At 71.3% G+C, this 15,609-nt stretch carries 16 protein-coding genes, 1 tRNA gene and 1 pseudogene; 10 read left to right on the top strand and 8 right to left on the bottom strand.

The features are described 5' to 3' along the window. The gene (locus tag F8R89_RS18730) at positions 1–1,083 is read right to left on the bottom strand and encodes a flavin-containing monooxygenase (protein WP_151785049.1); all 1,083 of its coding nucleotides are present in this window, start codon (positions 1,081–1,083) and stop codon (positions 1–3) included. Positions 1,084–1,212: 129 nt separating this feature from the next. Between F8R89_RS18730 and F8R89_RS18725 the strand changes: the two genes are divergently transcribed. Further along, on the top strand, positions 1,213–2,589 hold the full coding sequence (locus tag F8R89_RS18725; RefSeq protein WP_192806164.1) for an NAD(P)-binding domain-containing protein: 1,377 nt from the start codon (positions 1,213–1,215) through the stop codon (positions 2,587–2,589). 243 nt (positions 2,590–2,832) lie between these two features. Further along, positions 2,833–3,366, top strand: coding sequence for a DUF5994 family protein (locus F8R89_RS18720; RefSeq protein ID WP_151785048.1), 534 nt, complete (start codon positions 2,833–2,835; stop codon positions 3,364–3,366). Here F8R89_RS18720 and F8R89_RS18715 read toward each other — a convergent pair. After that, the gene (locus F8R89_RS18715; protein WP_225994429.1) at positions 3,334–3,729 is read right to left on the bottom strand and encodes a DUF5994 family protein; all 396 of its coding nucleotides are present in this window, start codon (positions 3,727–3,729) and stop codon (positions 3,334–3,336) included. The two genes, F8R89_RS18720 and F8R89_RS18715, sit on opposite strands and share 33 nt — an antisense overlap. Positions 3,730–4,043: 314 nt before the next feature. Here F8R89_RS18715 and F8R89_RS18710 point away from each other — a divergent pair, with 314 nt between their 5' ends. Both F8R89_RS18710 and F8R89_RS18705 read left to right on the top strand, forming a co-directional pair. Then, a complete protein-coding gene (locus F8R89_RS18710; RefSeq protein WP_151785047.1) occupies positions 4,044–4,634 on the top strand; it encodes a DUF5994 family protein in 591 nt (196 codons plus the stop codon). A 5-nt stretch (positions 4,635–4,639) separates the two neighbouring features. Then, positions 4,640–4,921 (top strand): hypothetical protein, encoded by a 282-nt coding sequence (locus F8R89_RS18705; protein WP_151785046.1) that lies wholly within the window; start codon positions 4,640–4,642, stop codon positions 4,919–4,921. Here F8R89_RS18705 and F8R89_RS18700 read toward each other — a convergent pair. Next, positions 4,918–5,958 (bottom strand): fatty acid desaturase family protein, encoded by a 1,041-nt coding sequence (locus F8R89_RS18700; protein WP_151785045.1) that lies wholly within the window; start codon positions 5,956–5,958, stop codon positions 4,918–4,920. The genes F8R89_RS18705 and F8R89_RS18700 overlap by 4 nt on opposite strands. A 453-nt stretch (positions 5,959–6,411) precedes the next feature. Between F8R89_RS18700 and F8R89_RS18690 the strand changes: the two genes are divergently transcribed. The 4 genes and pseudogenes from F8R89_RS18690 (at position 6,412) to F8R89_RS18680 (ending at position 8,260) form a co-directional block, all read left to right on the top strand. After that, a complete protein-coding gene (locus tag F8R89_RS18690) occupies positions 6,412–6,624 on the top strand; it encodes an excisionase family DNA-binding protein (protein WP_151785044.1) in 213 nt (70 codons plus the stop codon). Beyond that, positions 6,624–7,553 (top strand): annotated as a pseudogene (gene xerC / locus F8R89_RS18685) (tyrosine recombinase XerC); the annotation flags it as partial. The gene F8R89_RS18690 and the pseudogene xerC, both read left to right, overlap by 1 nt. After that, entirely contained in the window at positions 7,530–7,820 is a 291-nt protein-coding gene (locus tag F8R89_RS36220; protein WP_192806377.1) for a DUF433 domain-containing protein, read from the top strand. The pseudogene xerC and the gene F8R89_RS36220, both read left to right, overlap by 24 nt. Then, positions 7,820–8,260 (top strand): DUF5615 family PIN-like protein, encoded by a 441-nt coding sequence (locus tag F8R89_RS18680; RefSeq protein WP_055467907.1) that lies wholly within the window; start codon positions 7,820–7,822, stop codon positions 8,258–8,260. The genes F8R89_RS36220 and F8R89_RS18680 overlap by 1 nt, the downstream gene beginning before the upstream one ends. A 332-nt stretch (positions 8,261–8,592) precedes the next feature. On the opposite strand, the gene F8R89_RS18675 is transcribed toward F8R89_RS18680, so the two are convergent. After that, positions 8,593–8,666 (bottom strand) — tRNA-Gly (locus F8R89_RS18675). A 526-nt stretch (positions 8,667–9,192) separates the two neighbouring features. Here F8R89_RS18675 and dcd point away from each other — a divergent pair. Together dcd and F8R89_RS18665 are read left to right on the top strand one after the other, a co-directional pair. Beyond that, positions 9,193–9,768 (top strand): dCTP deaminase, encoded by a 576-nt coding sequence (gene dcd / locus F8R89_RS18670; protein ID WP_055621172.1) that lies wholly within the window; start codon positions 9,193–9,195, stop codon positions 9,766–9,768. A gap of 7 nt (positions 9,769–9,775) precedes the next feature. After that, positions 9,776–10,291, top strand: a complete 516-nt coding sequence (locus tag F8R89_RS18665; protein WP_151785043.1) for a phosphoribosyltransferase — start codon at positions 9,776–9,778, stop codon at positions 10,289–10,291. Positions 10,292–10,306: 15 nt separating this feature from the next. On the opposite strand, the gene F8R89_RS18660 is transcribed toward F8R89_RS18665, so the two are convergent. The 4 genes from F8R89_RS18660 to F8R89_RS18645 all read right to left on the bottom strand — a co-directional run bounded on the left by F8R89_RS18660 (position 10,307) and on the right by F8R89_RS18645 (position 15,068). Further along, positions 10,307–10,843 (bottom strand): Type 1 glutamine amidotransferase-like domain-containing protein, encoded by a 537-nt coding sequence (locus tag F8R89_RS18660; protein WP_151785042.1) that lies wholly within the window; start codon positions 10,841–10,843, stop codon positions 10,307–10,309. 266 nt (positions 10,844–11,109) lie between these two features. Next, positions 11,110–12,018 (bottom strand): Yip1 family protein, encoded by a 909-nt coding sequence (locus tag F8R89_RS18655; RefSeq protein ID WP_151785041.1) that lies wholly within the window; start codon positions 12,016–12,018, stop codon positions 11,110–11,112. 153 nt (positions 12,019–12,171) lie between these two features. Continuing rightward, positions 12,172–13,605 (bottom strand): FG-GAP and VCBS repeat-containing protein, encoded by a 1,434-nt coding sequence (locus F8R89_RS18650; RefSeq protein ID WP_151785040.1) that lies wholly within the window; start codon positions 13,603–13,605, stop codon positions 12,172–12,174. 59 nt (positions 13,606–13,664) lie between these two features. After that, entirely contained in the window at positions 13,665–15,068 is a 1,404-nt protein-coding gene (locus F8R89_RS18645) for an FG-GAP-like repeat-containing protein (protein WP_151785039.1), read from the bottom strand. Positions 15,069–15,609 lie beyond the last annotated feature (541 nt).

Raw genomic sequence — 15,609 nt, 5'->3', positions numbered from 1 at the left:
TCAGCGGGCGTCGAGATGGGCGACAAGGCGCCGTACGACGAGGGCGGCGTCCCTGCCGACCCCGCGCAGGGAGTTCGAGGAGAGGCTGCGCTGCCATTCCAGGCCGACGTACGCCAGTCCGGGATGGGTGGTCGACAGGCCCTCCCGGTGGCGCGGGTGGCCGTCGCAGTCGAGGGCGCCGAGCGGGCGCAGATAGCCGAGGTCGGGTCGGTACCCGGTGGCCAGGACGATCGTGTCGATCTCCTCGGTGGCGCCGTCGGTCCATGTCGCCTTCGTGCCGTCGATCGCGCTGAACACCGGGCGCAAGTCAGGGGCGCCGGCTGCAACCGCGGCGCGGTAGCGGCCGTCGTCGATCACCAACTGTGTCGGCGGCGTGCGCAGGAACCTGCCCACCGGCAGGGTGTCGAGCCCTGTCCGCTGTAGCCACCAGTGCAGGTCCCGGCCCAGCGGGCGCTGCCGGGCGAACCGCACCGGATGCCGCGCCGCGAGCGTCACCCGGGTATGTGTGGCCAGCTCGGCGGCGATCTGCACCGCCGAGTTGCCGGCCCCGACGACCACCACCCTCCCCCAGCCTCCGGCCGGGGAGCCCCCCAGCCCGGCGAGTGGTTCCGGCCCCCGGTACTCGGCCGCGTGCAGCACGGTGCCCGTGAAGTCGTCCAACCCTGGGAGGGCGGGCCGGTGAGGCCGGCCGAAGGTTCCAGAGGCCGCCACGATGCCCCGGGCCGTCATGCGTTCTCCGGCTTCCAGGGTGAGGACGAAGGCTCCGTCGCTCATACGCACCTCCTGCACACGCATACCGGTGCGAACGTCGGCGTCCAGGCGCTCGGCGTAACGCAGCAGGTAGGAGACGACCTCGTCCCGGTGCGGGTAGCGGTCCGGATCGCCGCCGAACGGCAGGCCCGGAAGGGAGCTGCGGGCCGCGGGGGAGAAGAGGGTGAGGCTGTCGTAGTAGCGGGGCCATGACCCCGCCGGCTGCCCGGACGCTTCCAGGATCACCGGTGCCAGACCCTGCTTGCGCAGGGCGTGTGCGGTGGCCAGTCCGGACTGGCCACCACCGATGACCGCCACGTCGACGTGTTCCATGCCCGCTCCCTCGGATCGCTCAAGTACTACGGCTTCGATAAGTGTCTATGTTGACGCTCATCGAAGCAGGTGCCATCCTGGTCTCGCAAGGGATCGACAGATGCCGAAGCAAAAGGGAGTGTCGTCGCCGTGTCCAACACCAGCGTGTCCACCACCGACCACCAGCAGCCCGTTGTGGTCATCGGCGCCGGCCCCGTCGGCCTGGCCGCAGCCGCACACCTCGTCGAGCGCGGCGCGGAGCCCCTGGTGCTGGAGGCCGGCCAGTCCGCTGCCACTGCGGTGCGCGAGTGGGCGCACGTCCGCCTGTTCTCGCCCTGGGCCGAGGTCACCGACCCGGCCGCCGAGAAGCTGCTCGCTTCAACCGGCTGGGTCCGCCCCGACGGGACGACGTACCCGACCGGCGGCGACTGGGTCGAGCGGTACCTCCAGCCGCTCGCGGACGTCCTCGGCGACCAGGTCCGCTACGGAGTGACGGTCACCGGCGTGGCCCGCGCCGGCCGGGACCGGATCGTCGACTCCGGCCGCGAGGAGCAGCCCTTCACCGTGCACATCGAGACAGCGGACGGCGGCGAGGAGCGGATCACCGCCCGCGCCGTCATCGACGCCTCCGGCACCTGGTCCGTGCCCGGCCCGATGGGTGCGAACGGCATCCCCGCCCTCGGTGAGAAGTCCGCTTCCGACCGCATCACCTACCGCGTCCCCGACCTGAAGGACCCGGCCGTCCGAGCCCGCTACGCCGGCAAGCGCACGGCGGTCGTCGGTTCCGGCGCCTCCGCCTTCACCGCTCTCGCCCTGCTCGCCGACCTGGCCGGGGAAGAGGCGGACACACACGCGGTCTGGATCCTGCGCCGAGGCATCGGCGACGCCACGTACGGCGGCGGCGAGGCCGACCAGCTCCCGGCCCGCGGCGCCCTCGGCCTGCGTGCCAAGGCGGCGGTGGAGCAGGGGCACGCGAGCGCCGTCACCGGATTCCGGACCGGGGCCGTCGAGCGGGATGGCCACCGGCTGGTCCTCGTCGCCGAGGACGGCCGCCGCCTGGAACCGGTCGACGAGGTCATCGTCCTGACCGGCTTCCGCCCCGACCTCTCCTTCCTCTCCGAGCTCCGCCTCGGCCTCGACGAGCGCCTCCAAGCCCCGACCGCGCTGGCTCCGCTGATCGACCCGAACGTCCACTCCTGCGGCACGGTCTACCCGCACGGCGTGAAGGAGCTGTCCCACCCGGAGCAGGGCGTCTACCTGGCCGGCATGAAGTCCTACGGCCGCGCCCCCACCTTCCTCGCCATGACCGGCTACGAGCAGGTCCGCTCCATCACGGCCGCACTCGCCGGTGACCACGAGGCGGCCGAACGCGTCGAGCTGACCCTGCCGGAGACCGGTGTGTGTGGCGGCGCGGGTCTGTTCGACGAGCCCGACGCCGCGCGGAGCGGCGAAGGCGGAGGTTGCTGCGCGGCCCCTGCCACGCTGCACATCGGCATCGGCGCACCGGCCGCCTCCGGCGGCTGCTGACAGACCGACATCGCGGGCGCTGGCGCGTTCCTTGCGTTGGGCGGCGAGTACGTCGGGGTGACGGGCCTTGGTGCCGCCCAGAAGCGCAGGTCGGGGGAAGCACACCTCGACCTTGTTCTTCTACGCGTGCGGCGATGACGGTGAGTAGCCCGGTGATCGTGGAATCCCGGCCGTCGTCGGCCGAGGAGTACCGTGAAACCAGGAGACTTTCGGTTTGCCGTCCCCGGTAGGCAGGCGAGTGCGATGTCCGACCCCGACCCCCCGCGGGTGACCAGGCTCCTGCCCGACGCTGTGCATCAGGCGGTTTCGCGACCTGGAACCGCCGTGGTGCGGCTCGAGACGACCCATGACCGGAAGGGTGCGCTCGACGGAGCGTGGTGGCCCCGCTCCCGCGACATCGCCGGTGAACTGCCCGGCCTCGTCTCCGCGCTGTCCGAGTACCTCGGGCCGATCACACGTGTCGGTCTGGACACCGACGCCTGGGACGAGCTGCCGACGCGGCTGACGATCGACGGTCGTGTCGTCCGCATCGACTCCTTCCCGGTCGGAGACGACACCGTTCTCATCACCCGGGGCAGCAATGATCTCTTTTCGCTGCTGGTGGTTCCGCCCCACACCGCGGCCGACGCGGCCCGCGCGGCCATGGCCGCAGCCATGCGCCCAGGCAGTCAGACGCCGGCGGAACAGATCCTCATCGACACCGGCACGGAGCGTGTGGGCCCGGGGCACGCACCCACCGCTGCTCTACGCCACGGCCGCCATGAGCCGGGCCGCTGACGACGCGCTCGTCGGGGGCGGCACCACGAGGAGATCCCAACGGCCCGCAGTGTAGGACTGCAGCAGGATCCTGTGCGGGTTGAGCACCTCGGTGAATCGGTCGACCGCCACCTCGTAGCCGTTGACGACGACCACGCCGTGCGGAAGAGGCCGCCAGTGGCGGGGATTGACGGCCACGTGGGTGAGCCGGCCCCACAGCGGATCGATCACGTCGGCCAGTTCGCCGAGTTCTCGTGCCAGGTCGCGGGTCCGTGGCCACCAGGCGCCGTCCGGACGGCCGAAGCGGCTGGCGGATCCTAGGACGAGGCGTGCGGCACGTGGTCGGAACGGTGCCGCGTGCGGACGGAGCTGAGTGGTGTTCATGATCATGAGGAAGAAGCCTGACTGCGGGCCTGCGCCGACTGGCGGAGCGCCCGGTGATGGGTGAGCGAGGACGGGACCGGCGGCGCCGGTACACGAAGGCCCTCGAAGTCCTCAGGCTACTCCTCGACGAGCCCCGACAAGAGGCTTCGGCCTCATCGGGTGGACTGCTCCCGGTGTACGGCCTGGTCGGGCGCCGCGAAGAGTAGGCTGGAGGAACCGGGGACACTCCGCGCGCGGACATTTCGCGTCTGTGCCGTTTTCGGTGATCGAATAGGCCGGGTCGGCTCAGGCCCGCCCGGGGCAGGGTTCGCGTCATGACTGCGACCGTCTCCCCTCCGACGACGTCCGAAGACCGGCGTCCCACGTCCCCCGTACGTCTCTCGCTCGCCCCAGCCGGTTCGGCACCGCTCCTGCTGGACGGAGCCTGGTGGCCACGCTCGCGTGATCTCACCGCCGAACTGCCTGCCCTGGCGTCCGTTCTCGATCCGCTGTGGGGGCGGATCACCCGGATCACGGTGAACCCCGCCCAGTGGCCGGTCGTCCCGCGTAAGGTGCCTGTCGCCGGGCATGTGGTGAAGGTGGGCTGGTTCCGCTTCGAGCAGGACGAGCACGAGTTGCTGCTGCTCTCCTACCACGTGGGCCGCTGGAACCTGCTGGTCGTTCCCCCGCGGACGCCTCCGACCGCGGCCGCCTGGCTGATGGCCGCCGCGAGCGACTCGCGCCGGGCGGCGACCGCGAGCAGCCTGCTGGCGGATGCCGCGCGTCTGACGGTGACCGCCGAGGCCGACCGCACCAGGGAAGCGGTGTGGGAGTCCGAAGGAGGACATGGAGCCGGTGCTTCCGTCACTTCTCCATGGCTTCGAGTCGCCGTCGCCACCGCGGAGGACCGGCCGGAAATGGTGTGAGGGCCATGGACATCCTCGTGACGGTGTTCGTGCTGCTGGCGGTGATCGCGGCAGGCGCGTTCCTCATCCACCGGCTGAACTCTCAGCACGGGGGCAGAAGTGCCGCCTTCCACTACGGCCGCGGCGGTGTTGTCGCACCAGACCGGAAGACCGACGAAGGGCCGGCGGTACGCCGACGGTCCCCGGTCGCGAACGACGCCGGCGAGCGCCGAGGCTCCTGGTACGGCGGACGCGGACGGCTGCGTCCTGGACGCCGCCGTACCCACGGCGGCGTCTCGCCCCGCTAAGTGGGGACGCGGGTCCGTCGGAGCGGGGCGCCGGCGTCGTGGAGGCTGGTGAGTGCCAACCGGTAGGAGGCGACCAGGCCCGTTTCCGCGTAGTCGACGCCCAGGTCCCGGCAGTACCGCCGGACGATGGCGCGGGCCTTGCGCAGGTTGGGGCTGGGCATGCTCGGGAACAGGTGGTGCTCGATCTGGTGGTTCAGGCCACCGAGCGCCAGGTCGGTGAACCGGCCGCCGTTGACGTTGCGTGAGGTCAGCACCTGGCGGCGGAGGAAGTCGGGGCGGTCGTCGGCCGTCAGGATCGGCATCCCCTTGTGGTTGGGTGCGAAGGCCGAACCGAGGTAGACGCCGAACAGGCACTGGTGGACGGCGAGGAAGGCGATCGCCATCCCGGGCGGCAGGACCCAGAACAGGGCGGCCAGGTAGACGGCGCAGTGCCCCAGGAGCAGAGCGCCGTCGACCGCCCGGCGTTTGAGCCGGCGGTTGGCCATGGCCCTGCCGCTCGCCACGTGCAGGTTGAAGCCCTCCAGCGTGAGCAGGGGAAAGAAGAGGAACGCCTGCCAGCGGCCGAGCAGGCGGGGCAGTCCGGTGGCGGCGCGGGCCTGGTCCGGGGACCAGACGAGCAGGTCGGGGCCGATGTCGGGGTCGAGGTCCTCGGTGTTGGGGTTGGCGTGGTGACGGGTGTGCTTGTCCTGCCACCAGCCGTAACTCATGCCGATCGTCGCGCCGGCGATCCGTCCGGACAACTCGCTGGCCCGGCGGCGGCGGAACACCTGCCGGTGGGCCATGTCATGGGCGACCAGGGCGACTTGCCCGTACATCACGGCCAGGAACGCGGCGATCGCCAGTGTCCACCAGGAGGCGCCGACGAGGACGAACGCGGCCCATCCGGCGGCGTAGAGCCCGGTCACGGCGGTGATGCGTAACGTGTAGTAGCCGGGGCGGCGCCCCAGCAGTCCGGCATCCGCAATCTTCTTCGACAGCCGGGCGAAGTCGCTGCCGGGAGTGTCGGAGCGCGTGGCGGTGGTGGTGGCCATGGTCATGAGGACGTCTCTCTCAGAAGCGGGCGGATGACTCGGGGCGGCCCCGGGGCGGGTTGGGCGCGGGGAGCGGGTGCGTACAGGGACGTGCCCGCGGCGGCTCCTACCACCGAGGTGCCCGGGCTCCCCGCCGGGTGGGTCCCACACGGCCGCGCGGACCTGCCGCCGCCGTCGGGGCCGGGCTTCTCCGTCGGCGCCGGGCCGCCGGTCGTCCAGGGCGACGGCCGTGTGGAGAGCGGCTGCTTCCTCCGTCGCGTCCGGCGGGATCACCTGCAGGTCCCAACGGCCGAGCCCGGGGGAGAGCAGGACGACCCGGTCCGGGGCGTGCGGAGAGGCGGGGGCCTTGTGCAGTCGGACGACATTTCGACCTCGGTAAGGAAGTCTCACCGTTGCACCGACTCGCAATAGCCCCGGCCCGTTGCACTCAGCAGCACAGCCGAAAGGGGGCGGTCGCCCATGGCTGACCGCCTCCTGACGGTGGCCGAAGCCGCCGAACAGCTCGGTACCGGCGAACGCTTCGTTCGCCGTCTGATCGCCGAGCGCCGCATTCGCTACGTCAAGCTCGGACGTCCCGTGCGCGTCCCCGAGAGTGCCGTCACCGAGTACATCGAGGCGCGCACGGTCGAGCCGACCCGGCGCACCCGCACTCGGTACGGGCGGGCCGCCTGATGCCGACACGCAAGCTCCAGCGTCGTCGGGAGTTCGGTACCGTACGCAAGCTCCCGTCCGGTCGATGGCAGGCCCGCTACTTGGGCCCGGACGGGCAGCGCCACAATGCCCCCGAAACCTTCGACACGAAGACCGACGCGCAGGACTGACTGAACCTGGTCCGCGCCGACATCGAGCGTGACCACTGGCGTGACCCGGACGCCGGCGCGATCAACTTCGAGAAGTACGCCCTCCGCTGGATGGAGGAGCGCGGTCTGGCCCCGACCACGGTCGACCGCTACGACGGCCTGCTACGCCTGCACCTCCTGCCGGCCTTCGGCAGCAAGGACCTGGACGAGATCACACCGCCTTCCGTCCGCACCTGGCGAGCCGAGCGGCTCAAGGCAACGGGTGCCACGACGGTCGCCAAGTCGTACCGGCTGCTGAAGGCCATCCTGCAGACCGCGGTCGATGACGACCTCCTGCGAACCAACCCGTGCCGGATCAAGGGCGCCGGTCGGGAGGAAGCCGACGAGCGGCCGACCGCCACCGTGGAGCAGGTCTTCGAGCTCGCCGACGCCTTGGGTCCGCGCTGGCGCCTGATGGTCCTGCTCGGCGCTTTCGCCTCGCTCCGCCCCGAGGAGCTGGCCGAACTGCGCCGCCGCAGTGTCGATCTCGACGAATGCTCCCTGCGGATCACGCATGCGTCACCGGAGCTGACCAACGGCAGGAGGGTCACCGGCGATCCCAAGTCCCGCGCGGGCAAGCGCACCGTGTACCTGCCCGATTTCCTCCTGCCCGAGCTACGTCGCCACGTTCAGTGGTTCGCCGAGAAGGAGCCGGACGGGCTCCTCTTCGTCGGGGAGAAGGGCGCCCCGTTCCGCCGCTCGACGTTCGGACGGAAATGGCGCAAGGCCAGGACGAAGGTGGGGCTGCCGGATAACTTCCAGGAGTTCGCGCCCCGCGCCGGCGTTGTCGTCCCACACCTTCTGCGGCCCAAGCAACACGTCAGAGTGGACCCGGACACGCAAGGGGGACAGCCGGTCATCACCGGCACTCGCGTCCCGTTCGACGCCGTCGCGGAGCTGGTGGAGGACGGCGTCCCGCTCGACGAGATCGCCGCGTATTACCCCGGCGTGACAGTGGAGGCCGCCCGCGATGCGGTGTCCTTCGCACTGTATGTGGACAGCTACAGCCCGGGACCGCGCGCTGCCTGATGCGAATCCTCATCGACGAGAACGTCCCGGTACAGATGCTGGAGATGCTCCGGCGGCTGCTGCCCGGGCACGACGTGCGCCACGTCAGTGAGATCAAGTGGGCGGGGAAGAAGGATCTCGCGCTCCTCCCCGATGCTGCGAAGAGAGGCTTCGAAGTCTTTCTCACCAAGGATGGGCGTCAGCTGGAGGATCCGTCGGAGACGTCCGCGATCAAGAAGTCCGGCATGCACCACATCCGGTTCAGCCACGGTCACAAGGGCATGGCCGGTCTGGGGCTGGCCATGGGCGCTGTGATCGCCGCGATGCCTCTGATCGTCCGTGAGCTCGATACGGCGCACGGCCAGCAGCTCGTGCACATCAAAGGCTTGAACCCCGGCAGTAAGCAGCGGTTCGATCGGGTCGACCCTGCCAAGCAGCCGCCTCGTTACTGGCCGCGATAGTCACGTCGCCGACCCTGCGTAAATGCGCCTGGCTATCCACCACTGCCCGCCTCGCCGCGGTCGTGGAAGGCAACGTGGACGCGGCATCTCTGGCCCGCTGCAAACTCCCCGATTGCGAGAGCGACTTCGCCCCCACCCACTCGCTGAGTGGTGCCGGTCACATAGAATGCGTCTCGCTATTTGAGAAGCTACGGCGCCGCTGCCTTCGAAGTGGAGCTCCGGGTCGTCTGGATGAACCCGCTATGGCGGGTTAGGGCACGCGGAGGGCACGGCACTCCCGAATTGGACTAGACAACAAACAACCCCCAGGCCAATGACCTGAGGGTTTCGCATGGAGCGGGTGACGAGAATCGAACTCGCGCTCTCAGCTTGGGAAGCTGATGTTCTACCATTAAACTACACCCGCGTAAGACGCCCGATCCGGGGTAACCGGAGGGGGTGTCCGATCGCCTCGTCACTGTACCTCATCTCCGGGCCCGGGCGCTGTCGCGTCGGGGCCTGAGTGCGTTTCAGGGCATGGACGCGACTGCGGGGCGCAGGAGTTGGGGCGTACCGTGGAGGGGTGGAAGAGGGTCCCGGCGGGGTCGGAGTGCCGCCTGGAGGGCCGTCCCTTTGATCCCGTAATGTGGCCTCGCGTCGCCCGGCAGGCAGCAGCCGGGCGCGGCTCTTGGGGAAGGGACTCTAGGACTTGATGGAGCGCACCGTCGTCCAGTGTGCCGATGGGCACGTGTTCAGCACCGCGTCGTTCCCGATGCAGCAGGCCGACCGGCTCGGTCCCGGCCGGCTCGTCCGATGTCCCCGCTGTGCCCGGCTCCGCAGCGCGGTGCCGGTCCAGGTGGAGAAGCGGTAGCCGGCGGCACGGACAGACCGGGCGTGGGGCGCGCGGACGGTGCGGTTGTGGCCGGTAAGCGCGCCTTGCGTATCCTCGGGGCGTGCTTCTCTCAGACAAGGACATCCGGGCCGAGATCGACGCCGGGCGGGTACGGATCGATCCCTACGACCACTCCATGGTGCAGCCGTCCAGCATCGACGTACGGCTGGACCGGTACTTCCGGGTGTTCGAGAACCACCGGTACCCGCACATCGACCCCTCCATCGAGCAGGCGGATCTCACGCGGCTGGTGGAGCCGGAGGGCGACGAGCCGTTCATCCTGCACCCCGGTGAGTTCGTGCTGGCCTCCACGTACGAGGTGATCACGCTGCCCGACGATCTCGCCTCCCGGCTGGAGGGCAAGTCCTCGCTGGGGCGGCTCGGGCTCGTCACGCACTCGACGGCCGGGTTCATCGACCCGGGGTTCAGCGGGCACGTCACCCTGGAGCTGTCGAACCTCGCCACGCTGCCGATCAAGCTGTGGCCGGGCATGAAGATCGGGCAGCTGTGCATGTTCCGGCTGACCTCGCCCGCCGAGTTCCCGTACGGCAGCGAGCGGTACGGGTCGCGGTACCAGGGGCAGCGCGGACCGACCGCGTCCCGGTCCTTCCAGAACTTCCATCGGACCCAGGTGTGAGGACGGCATGAGCGACGCCCCCGTGCGGGAGAACCTGACCTACGAGCGTTTCGGCACCGCCGTCCGCGAGCTGGCGCAGACCATCGCCGACGACGGGTACCAGCCGGACATCGTGCTGAGCATCGCCCGCGGCGGCGTCTTCGTCGCCGGCGGTCTCGCGTACGCGCTCGACTGCAAGAACCTGCACCTGGTGAACGTCGAGTTCTACACCGGTGTCGGGACCACGCTGGACATGCCGGTCATGCTGGCGCCCGTTCCGAACGCGATCGACTTCACCGACAAGAAGGTGCTGATCGCCGACGACGTCGCCGACACCGGCAAGACGCTCAAGCTCGTCCACGACTTCTGCGTCGAGCACGTCGCCGAGGTCCGCTCCGCCGTGATCTACGAGAAGTCCCACTCCCTCGTGAAGTGCGAGTACGTCTGGAAGCGCACGGACGACTGGATCAACTTCCCGTGGAGCGTTCTGCCTCCCGTGCACAAGTCGGGCGAGGCGGCCAAGGAGAACAAGGAAGCCCTCTGATCGCGTTCTGACGCGTCAGGCCGGGAAATGGCGCCAGGTGCCCTCGGAGACGACCTCGACCGTGCCGTCGACGACCGTGAGGGCGGTGTCGTCGTCGGTAGGCGCCGTCCACTCGACGAAGTACGCGCCGATACGCGGGGTCATCGCCATGCTCCCGGCGCTCAGACCCACCCAGACCTTCTCGCTCAGCGACGGCAGCAGGTCCGCCAGGCCTGACCGCCGCATCCAGTGGGCCAGGTACAGCGCGTCGCCGCCGTTCACCAGCAGGACGTCCGCCTCCTGGACCCAGGGGACCCAGCGCTCCGCGCCGACGCTGGGCAGCGCGGTCAGCTCCAGCACCCCCAGGGACCTCCACCCCAGGTCGCACATGGGCAGGGGGGACTGTCCCGCGATGAAGCGCCAGGCACTGGCGGGGCTGCCCATGGGGTGCCCGTACCCCGCGGTGGGGACGCACAGGGCGTCCGACTCGGCGATCGGCTTGCCCAGCAGCCGCACGAGCGCGTCCTTGATGGTGGGGTTGGTGATGCCCGCCGACGTGAGGAGAAGCTTCACGGTGACTCCTGGCTCCTGGCTGCTGACATGCGTGCGATGAGCGGTCCGACCGATAGACCGGGGACCGCCGCCGGTAGCCGATTACTCCCGCCGTGCGCAGGGCCTCGATGGTCTCGTCGACCGTCAGGAGAACCGTCGTCGGCTTTCCGCCGACGGACCCGTCCGACGGGGTGTCCATCGGGCGTGCGGCCGTTCGGGGGAGAAAGGGCCCCTGTCGCCATGTGCGGCGGCAGGGGCCCTTCCGTGGGCTGTGCGGGCTGTGCGGGCTAGAAGGTGCCGAGCTTCACGATCGACAGCAGGGCGACCAGCTGGATCGCGCTCGCGCCCAGGGCCTTCGGCCAGGGGAGGTCGTGGGACTTGGAGACCATCAGGGTGAGCAGGGCGCCGCCCGCCACCCAGGTGGCCCAGCCGAGGATCTGGACGAACGAGGCGTCGCCGCCCGCGAACATCGCGACGACCAGGCGCGGCGCGTCCGACAGGGACATGATCAGCATGGAGAGGCCGACCGTGGGCTGCCAGGCGCCGTCGCCGCCGAGCTGGCGGGCCAGGGTGTGGGTGACGACGCCCAGGACGAAGGCCGACAGGACCATGGCGACGGCGGTGGTCAGGACGATCGGGACGGCGTTGGAGAGGGTCGCGTTGATCGCGTCCTCGCGGGCGCCGTCGAAGCCGAAGACGGCGAGCAGGCCGTAGAGGAACGTCACGATCAGGGCGGGGCCCCACATCGCGTAGTCCCGCATCTGCAGGAACGTCTGCTGGGGCGAGAAGATCACGCCCCGCAGGAGGTCCTTCCAGTGCAGGCGGGGGCCGATCGGGCCGGCCGGGGCCGTGCCCGCCCGGTAGGTGTCGCCCTGCGTGTACGGGTCCTCGCCGACGGAGAACGCCTGGGTGTGACCGGGCTGGTTCGCCGCGTACGGGTCGGCGGGGGCGTGCGGGTAGCCGCCGTCGCCGAAGTACTCCGGCTCGCCGTGGTTCGCCGGGCCGTGTCCGCCGGGGCCGTAGGCACCGTGCCCGCCGTGTCCGCCGTGCGCCTGCGGCCAGCCGCCTCCGCCGCCCGAGCCGCCGTACGGCTGCTGCGGCGGCGGCGGGTAGCCGTACGACGGTCCCTGGGGCGTCTGCTGCGTCTGCGGGGTGCCGTTGTTCCTGCCGCCCCGTCCGATCCTGAATCCAGCCACGTCTTCGAACGTACCTGGTCCTGGCAAACGGCGTGCCCGGCCCCGGGGTTAGGGCCGGGCTTTGCTGCCGAGCTGTGACATCCCCTAGGGGGTGCCCCGAGGGGATGTCACCAGGGACGTCACGAGCGATGTCGTCAGCGGAGCGTGTCCGGGTCAGCCGGTCAGGACGTCGCCGAAGTAGGCGAGGCCGGAGGCGCCGCCGAGCGTGGCGCTGCCGAAGGATTTGGCTCCGGTGGCGGTGATGCCGGAGGCGGTGCCGCGCAGCGTCCAGACGGAGCCGGCGCCGTCGTTCTCGCCTCGGGCGCCGACGACCAGCTCGGCGCGGCCGTCCTTGCTGGCGTCGGTGAGCAGCACGGAGTGCCCGAAGTAGTCGTAGGACTCGGCGGTGCCGGGGACGCCGGCGGTGTCCTGCGTGAACGCCTTGGAGCCGGTGCCGGTCAGGCCGGACGAGGAGCCGCGCAGGACGACGACCGATCCGGCGTCCCGCTTGCTCCCGAGGTCCTCGTTGGCGACGCCGACCGCGATGTCGGTGTAGCCGTCGCCGTTCGTGTCGCCGGCGTCCAGGCTCCAGCCGAAGGCGTCGTTCTTCTCGGAGGCCCCCGGCACCTTCGCGGTGTCCTGGGTGATGCGGACCGGCGTGCGGGTACTCAGGCCGCCGGACGCGCCGTAGGTCACGGTGATGGCGCCGCCGAGGCCGCCGTTGGGCTCGTCGGCGGACTTCTCCATGAAGTTGCCGGTGACGATGTCGCCGTAGCCGTCCCTGTTGACGTCGCCGATGACGGACGCGTAGCCGCCGGCGACCTTGGGGCCGGGCTTGAGGCCGGTGGTGGAGCCCTTGTAGAGGACGCCGCGGGTGCGGTAGCCGCCGCTGTACTCCTCCTGGCCCAGGACGAGCAGGTCGGTACGGCCGTCGCCGGTGACGTCGCCGGCGGTGATCTGGTCGGCGTTGACGCCGGTCTGGTCGTAGGTGTCGATGCCGGTGAGCGCGGCGGCCTTGCCGGTGCGGGTCAGCGGGCCCTTGAAGATGTTCAGCTGCGGGGAGGCCAGGTTGACCGCGGCGAGGTCGGTGGCGCCGTCGCCGTCGAAGTCGCCGGTGGCCATGGACCAGCCGAGCTCGCTGCGGTACCGCGGCAGCGGGGAGGAGACGTCGGTGCCGGACTTGACGCCGTTCGCGCCGCCCCACAGCACGGTCAGGACGCCGAAGTCGTCGGTCGAGCCGATCCGTTCGCCGTGCACGCCGACGACGATGTCGGTGTAGCCGTCGCCGTCGAGGTCGCCGGTGGTGACGCGGTCGCCGAAGTAGTCGCCGCTCTCGGGGACGCCGGGGATGCCGGCGGTGTCCTGGCTGATGATCTGCCGCTTGCCGGTGTTCGGGCCGCTGGAGCCGCCGTAGACGACGGCGACGTAACCGGCCTTGCTCTTGCCGGCGACCTTGGCGAGGGGCGCGCCGATGACGGTGTCGCGGTAGCCGTCGCCGTTGATGTCGCCGGCCAGGCCCGAGGGGGCGGCGGTGGCCGTGGTGGCCGGGAGCGCGGTCAGCAGGCCCGTGGTGAGGGCCGCCGCCAGCAGGACGCTGCGGGTGCGCAAGGTCGGGTCCGCTTTCGGGAGGGCGGGCGTCGGGAGCGCGGAGCCGGGAGCGGGGCGCGTCACTGGGCGATCACCGCGCCGAAGTAGTAGCCCTTCACGGAGACGCCGGCGGCGGTGATGCCCTGGGCGCCGCTGGTGGTCAGGCCGGTGGCGGAGCCGCGCAGGGTCCAGACGCCGCCGGTGCCGTTCTCGTCGACGCCGATGGTGAGGTCGGCCCGGCCGTCCTTGGTGACGTCGGTGAGGTCGACGGCCTGGCCGAAGCGGTCGCCGGTCTCGGCGGTGCCGGGGACGCCCGCGGTGTTCTGGGTGTAGGACTTCGAGCCGGACGTCTTCAGGCCGGACGCGGAGCCGAACAGCACGGTGACCGAGCCGGCGTCCTTCGCCTTGTCGATGTCCTCGCCGGGGGCGCCCACGACGACGTCGGCGTAGCCGTCGCCGTTGATGTCGCCGGTGCTCAGGGCGGAGCCGAACGCGTCGCCGGTCTCGCCGGCGCCGGGGACGTTCGCGGAGTCCTGGTGGACGACGGTCGGCTTCTGGGCGGGGTCGGGGCCGGTCGGGCCGCCGTACCAGACGGTGATCTGGCCGCCCTTGTGGCCGACGGGCTTGGTGGCGCTCGGGTCGGAGGAGTCGCCGAGGACGAGGTCGCCGTAGCCGTCGCCGTTGATGTCGGCGATCGAGCCGGTCATGCCGTCGGCCTTGGCGAGTTCGCCGAACTTGTAGCTCGTGCCGGTCCAGCGATAGGTGAGGACGGTGCCGCCGGGGTCGCCGTCCACGGCCATGGGGTAGACGCGTTCGGCCGCGCGGTCGCCGCTCAGGTCGCCGGCGATGACGTCGTACGTCGTGCCGACCTCGCCGACGCGCTGGTGGCTGAGGGGGCCGGTGCGGGTGAACGGGCCCTGGTAGAGGTGGGTGCGGTTCTGGCCGGTCAGCGTGACGTCGGCGTCTCCGTCCCCGTCGAAGTCGGCGGCCGCGGCGCCCCGCGAGAAGCCGCCGTACTGGGCGAGGCCCGACGGCTGGGGCAGGCCCTTGCCACCGCTCAGGCCGGACTTGGAGCCCCACAGGATGGTGCCGGAGCCGACGCCCTTGCCGGTGCCGACGGTCTCGCCGGACGAGCCGACGACGAGGTCGGAGTAGCCGTCGCGGTCGAGGTCGGCGGCGGCGAGGGAGGAACCGAAGAGGTCGCCCGCCTCGGCGGTGCCGGGCACGCCGGTGGAGTTCTGGGTGATCACGGCCTTGCGGCTCGCGGAGAGGCCCGAGGAGGAGCCGTACAGCACGATGACGGCGCCCGCGCAGGACTGGGAGCCCACCTGGGCGCACTGGGCGGACACGGCGACGTCGCGGTAGCCGTCGCCGTTGAAGTCGCCGGCGAGCTTGGACGGCGCGGCCGAGGCGCCGGTCGCGGGGAGCGCGGTGAGCAGTCCCGTGGTGAGGGTGGCGGCGAGGAGGAGGGGGCGCTTGCGCAAGGTGGGTGCTCCTGGTGAGGCGGGTCGGGGCCGGGCCCGTGGGGACGGTGGGGGACGGGCCCGGCGAGCGGCGGATCGTCCGCGACCGTGCGGGTGACGCGGTGTGGGACGTGGGGTCCGCCGCGGGGACGGCCACCCGTCTCCGCCGGCCGTTCGGCGGGGAGGGCGGGCGGCCGGTGGCCGGGGGGTGTGGGTCAGGCGGTGAGGAGGGTCCGCGGAACGGCCGGGTGGCCGGTCCGTGCGGGCGCGGCGGCCGTCCCCGGGGCGCGGCGAGGGCCGGCGGGCCGGTGTGTCGCGGCGGGCCGGCGTGGGGGCGCGGACGCGGGCGCGTGGTGCATGCGGGTCTCCTGCGGCATGCGGGATGCCCGGCGGGGCATCGCAGACGGGGGTGCGACCGGCCTCGTCCAGCCAGGCTTTGGCCATGGCTTTACGAAGGGTCGGCTCTCAGGAGACCGTCGGCCGGGGCCAAGGGTTGTACGCGAGTTCGCCGGGATTTCCGGGGCCCTTCGGGTGAACGCGGACGCGCCGGGCGAAGGGGCCC

Origin of the sequence: Streptomyces sp. SS1-1 (genome assembly GCF_008973465.1) — a bacterium.
In the GTDB taxonomy this organism is placed as follows: domain Bacteria; phylum Actinomycetota; class Actinomycetes; order Streptomycetales; family Streptomycetaceae; genus Streptomyces.
The sequence above is the reverse complement of the archived record's forward strand: the minus strand, read 5'-3'. Positions and strand labels throughout refer to the sequence as shown.

Coding starts and splice junctions, on each gene's coding strand:
- F8R89_RS18690 (WP_151785044.1), top strand. CDS start 6,412: ATGGCTGACCGCCTCCTGACGGTGGCCGAAGCCGCCGAACAGCTCGGT.
- F8R89_RS18665 (WP_151785043.1), top strand. CDS start 9,776: ATGAGCGACGCCCCCGTGCGGGAGAACCTGACCTACGAGCGTTTCGGC.
- F8R89_RS18730 (WP_151785049.1), bottom strand. CDS start 1,083: ATGGAACACGTCGACGTGGCGGTCATCGGTGGTGGCCAGTCCGGACTG.
- F8R89_RS18705 (WP_151785046.1), top strand. CDS start 4,640: ATGGACATCCTCGTGACGGTGTTCGTGCTGCTGGCGGTGATCGCGGCA.
- F8R89_RS18700 (WP_151785045.1), bottom strand. CDS start 5,958: ATGACCATGGCCACCACCACCGCCACGCGCTCCGACACTCCCGGCAGC.
- F8R89_RS18715 (WP_225994429.1), bottom strand. CDS start 3,729: ATGAACACCACTCAGCTCCGTCCGCACGCGGCACCGTTCCGACCACGT.
- F8R89_RS18710 (WP_151785047.1), top strand. CDS start 4,044: ATGACTGCGACCGTCTCCCCTCCGACGACGTCCGAAGACCGGCGTCCC.
- F8R89_RS18720 (WP_151785048.1), top strand. CDS start 2,833: ATGTCCGACCCCGACCCCCCGCGGGTGACCAGGCTCCTGCCCGACGCT.
- F8R89_RS18680 (WP_055467907.1), top strand. CDS start 7,820: ATGCGAATCCTCATCGACGAGAACGTCCCGGTACAGATGCTGGAGATG.